The organism is Saccharopolyspora sp. NPDC002686, from assembly GCF_040295745.1.
Taxonomy (GTDB): Bacteria; Actinomycetota; Actinomycetes; order Mycobacteriales; family Pseudonocardiaceae; genus Saccharopolyspora; species Saccharopolyspora oryzae.
Genome location: NZ_JBEOVY010000501.1, coordinates 1 through 4,235, shown reverse-complemented (window position 1 = coordinate 4,235; position 4,235 = coordinate 1). Strand labels below are relative to the sequence as shown.

The following is a 4,235-nucleotide window of genomic DNA, read 5'->3' as shown; positions in this document are numbered from 1 at the left end:
GGCTCCTCCGACGCCGCGCTACCGGTCGCCGCCCGACGCGCGGACGTGCACCTGACCTGGGGCGAACCGCCGGATGCCGTGGCGCGGAAGGTGAAGCTGCTGCGCGAGCTGGCCGCCGAGGCGGGGCGCACCCTGCGGTTCGGCATCCGCGCGCACGTCATCACGCGGGACACCAGCGCGGACGCCTGGGCCACCGCGCAGCGGTTCGTCGACCAGATGGATCCCGCCGACGTCGCCGCCTCGCAGGCGAAGCTCAGCGCCACCGAGTCCACCGGCCAGCGCAACATGGTCGCCCTGCACGGCGGGGTGCTGCGCAGCAACGCTCGCGAGCTCGAGATCCACCCCGGTCTGTGGGCCGGCGTGGGACTCCTGCGAGGTGGGGCGGGCACGGCGTTCGTCGGCAGCCACCGCGAGGTCGCCGACCTCATCGAGGAGTACCACTCGGTGGGCATCGAGGAGTTCGTGCTCTCCGGCTACCCGCACCTCGAGGAGGCGTACTGGTTCGGCGAGGGCGTCCACCCCGAGCTCGCCCGCCGCGGCCTGCGCTAGGCCAGGGCGATGTCCTGCGGCCGCACCGGGACCCTGGCCAGCTCCAGACCGGTGGCGGCGCGCAGGGCGTTGACGATCGCCGGGGTCGACGACAGCGTCGGCGGTTCGCCCACGCCGTTCAGACCGTACGGCGAATCGGGGTGCGGGAACTCGTACAACGAGATCGGCATGCTCGGCACGTCCAGGATCGTCGGGATCAGGTAGTCGGTGAACGACGGGTTGCGGATGCGGCCGTTCTCGTCGAGCAGGACCTCTTCCATCACGGCAAGGCCGAGGCCCTGCGCGCTACCGCCCTCGATCTGCCCGGCCACCGACAGCGGGTTCATCGCCTTGCCGACGTCCTGCGCGGTGGCCAGCTCGACCACCTTCACCAGACCTAGATCCACATCGACGTCGACGACCGCGCGGTGCGCCGCGAAGGCGTAGGCGATGTGCGCGTCCCCCTGGCCGGTCTCCGGGTCGATGGTCGACGTCGGCCGGTGGTGGAACTCGAAAACGCGCTCCACCTCACCGGAACCGACGAGGTCGGCGATCGACATCAGCGCGGTGCCGCTGGAGTCGACGACGTGGTCGTCACGCAGCGCCAGCACCTCGGCCGGTTGGCCGGTGCGCGCTGCCGCGCGCCGCAACAGCTCCTGCGCTACCAGTCGGCAGGCCCCCTGCACCGCGCCACCGGACATCCAGGTCAGGCGGGAGGCGGACGCCGAACCCGCGTCCCCGATCGCGGTGTCCGCCGGCAGCACCACCACTCGGGACACGCCCAGCTCGGTGTTGGCGATCTGGCACTGCACCGTGGTGACGCCCTGGCCGCATTCGGCCGCCGCCGTGTGCACCGACGCCACCGGCTCACCTCCGGCAGCCGACACCACCACTCGTGCGGTGGAGATGTCGTCGACTCCGCCGGAGTACCCGATCGCCTTCACCCCGATCGCGTAGCCGACGCCGCGGCGGATGCCCTCGCCGTGCGAGGTGTTGGACAGCCCGCCAGGCAGCAGTTCCGGATCCGGCGGTGGCATCGGGCGGTCGCGCAGGTCCGCCAGCAGCTCGGCGACCGGCGCCGGGCCGTCCACCGCCTGGCCGGTGGGCAGCACCGTTCCGGTCGTCATCGCGTTGCGCAGCCGCAGTTCCAGCGGATCCAGGCCGAGCTCGCGGGCGAGCTTGTCCATGTTGGACTCGCAGCCGTAGGTGGACTGCACCGCGCCGAACCCGCGCATGGCCCCGCACGGCGGGTTGTTGCTGAACGCGGCGAAACCATCGATCTCCGCGTTGGGCACCTCGTAAGCACCGGCGACGAAGTAGCAGGCGTTGGCGATGACCACCGGCGAGGTCGAGGTGTACGCACCACCGTCCATCACCAGCTCCGCCTTGACGTGCACCAACTTCCCGTCCCGCGTCGCGCCGTGCTCGAAGCGCATCTTGGCCGGGTGGCGGTGCACGTGCCCGAAGAACGACTCCTCCCGGTCGTAGACCATCTTCACCGGTTTGCCCAGCCGCAGCGCCAGCATGCACGCGTGGACGTGCACCGAGAGGTCCTCGCGTCCGCCGAACGCGCCGCCTACCCCGGCCAGCGTCAGGCGCACCTTGTCGACGGGCAGCGCGAGGCAGGGGGCGATCTGCTCCAAGTCCTTGTGCAGCCACTGCGAGGAGACGTGCAGCTCGACACCACCGTCCTCGGTGGGCAGCGCCAACCCCGATTCCGGCCCCAGGAACGCCTGGTCCTGCATGCCGACCTCGTACTCACCGCTGACCACCACATCGGCCCGGGCACGCGCGGCGGCGACGTCGCCGTGGCGGATCTTGACGTGGCGGACCAGGTTCCCCTCCGGGTGCACCCGCCTGGTGGCCCCGTCCAGAGCCCGCTGCGCGTCCGTCACCGGTTCCAGGAGCTCGTAGTCGACCTGGACGAGCGCGGCGGCGCGCTTCGCGGTCCGCGGGTCGTCCGCCGCGATCAGCGCCACGGGTTCTCCCTGGTAGCGGACCTCGTCGATGGCCAGCACCGGCTGGTCCGCCACCTTCATCCCGTAGGTCTTCGCACCGGGCACGTCCTCGTGCGTCAGGACCGCGTGCACCCCGTCCAGCGCCAACGCCTTCCGCACGTCGACGGACCGGATGCGCGCGGCGGCGTGCGGGCTGCGCAGCGTGGTCCCCCACACCATGCCGGACACCCACAGGTCCGACGAGTAGGCGAACTGGCCCGTGACCTTCAGCGTTCCGTCCGGGCGGGGCGTGCTGCGCCCCACCGCCCCGGCTCGCTCGGTGCTGATCGTGCGGTGGACGGACTGCTCACGCATGCCTGCTCCCTACTAGCGGCCGGATTACATGTAATATCGCTGTCGAATCCCCCACCGACGAGTGAGGTCCCGCGATGTCCTCGGCACCCCGCCGCCTGACCCCGCTGACCGGCGAAGGCCTGCTGGCCGACCGCACCTACGCCGCGCTCAAAGCCGCCGTCCTGGACGGCACCCTGCCGCCCGGCACCGGGCTGAGCGTGCCCGAACTCGCCCGCCAGCTGGACGTGAGCCGGAGCCCGGTGCGCGAGGCCGTCCAGCGGCTGATCCACGACGGAGTGGCCACCCACGTGCCGCACCGCGGCGCCGAGGTCAGCCGGGTGGACATCGACGACCTGCGCCAGCTCTACGTGGTGCGCGAACAGCTCGAAGGCCTGGCCGCCCGGCTGGCCACCGAGAACCTCGGCGCCGAAGGGCTGTCCCTGCTCCGCGAGATCCTCGCCGAGCACGAGCGGGCCCTGGCCGACGACGCCGACAACGCCGCGCACATCGAGCTGGACATGCGGTTCCACCGAGCGGTGCGGGAACTCGCCGACAACCCGCACCTGCTCGCCACCCTGGAACCGATCGCCGGACGTTCCCACTTCGCACTCCACTCGCTGTGGCGCAGCGACGAGGCGCCGCGGCTGGCCCTCGACGAGCACCGGGCGGTGGTGGACGCGATGGCCAGCGGCGACCCCGAGTTGGCCGAAGTCGCCGCTCGCCGCCACATCTCGCGGCTGCGCATCCGCCTGAGCCAGGCCACCGCCCGCGCCCCGGAACGTCACCGGCTCGGCCGCGACCGGTGATCAGCTCGCCGGATCCAGCTCCTCCGCCCAGGAGTCCGGCGTGTAGCCGGCGTAGGCGTCGGCGTGCGAGTTCGTCGCCGAGGCCTGCGTGAGCTCACCGCGCAGGTACGCCTCCGCCTCCGCCCGGTCCTTCGGCGGCGGGGTCGGCTGCAGGCCCAGCAGGTGGGCCATGTTGTTGCCCAGGTAGCCCTCCAGGTCGTCCTCGGACAGGCTCAAGCCCTGCGGCGGTTCGTGGCAGAGCACCTCCAGCTCGCGCGCCCACATTCCCGGTTCGTTGGGCGGCGAGTCGGTGCCGTAGACCATCTTGGTCTTCTTCATCTCCTTGGCGAACTCCACGATCCGCGACTGCAGCAGCCAGCCGGACTCGCCGATCACGTTGTGCGAGTCCTGGATCATCCAGAACGCCTCGAAGCAGTACACGCCACCGGTCTGGATCCCGAAGTGCCCCAGGATGAACGTGACGCCGGGGAACTCGCGGATGATCGGGTAGAACTGGGTGGGGATCGAGTACGGGCCGTCACCGGTGTGGATCAGCACGATCACGCCCAGCTCGTCGCACACCAAGATTCTCGAGGCCGGGCAGGCGCAGGGCACCATCCGCGACGACATA

The 4,235-nt window shown here is 71.3% G+C and carries 4 protein-coding genes; 2 read left to right on the top strand and 2 right to left on the bottom strand.

Features of this window, described 5'->3' with window-relative positions:
* Positions 1–549, top strand: a 549-nt coding sequence (locus ABTZ89_RS36430; RefSeq protein ID WP_351053564.1) for an LLM class flavin-dependent oxidoreductase, incomplete at its 5' end; no start/stop codon positions are given.
* Here the strand turns inward: ABTZ89_RS36430 and pucD are convergent.
* On the bottom strand, positions 546–2,840 hold the full coding sequence (gene pucD, locus ABTZ89_RS36425; RefSeq protein ID WP_351053561.1) for a xanthine dehydrogenase subunit D: 2,295 nt from the start codon (positions 2,838–2,840) through the stop codon (positions 546–548). The two genes, ABTZ89_RS36430 and pucD, sit on opposite strands and share 4 nt — an antisense overlap.
* Positions 2,841–2,914: 74 nt before the next feature.
* Between pucD and ABTZ89_RS36420 the strand changes: the two genes are divergently transcribed.
* Positions 2,915–3,625 (top strand): GntR family transcriptional regulator, encoded by a 711-nt coding sequence (locus ABTZ89_RS36420; RefSeq protein ID WP_351053558.1) that lies wholly within the window; start codon positions 2,915–2,917, stop codon positions 3,623–3,625.
* On the opposite strand, the gene ABTZ89_RS36415 is transcribed toward ABTZ89_RS36420, so the two are convergent.
* Positions 3,626–4,235, bottom strand: a 610-nt coding sequence (locus ABTZ89_RS36415) for an amidohydrolase family protein (RefSeq protein WP_351053555.1), incomplete at its 5' end; no start/stop codon positions are given.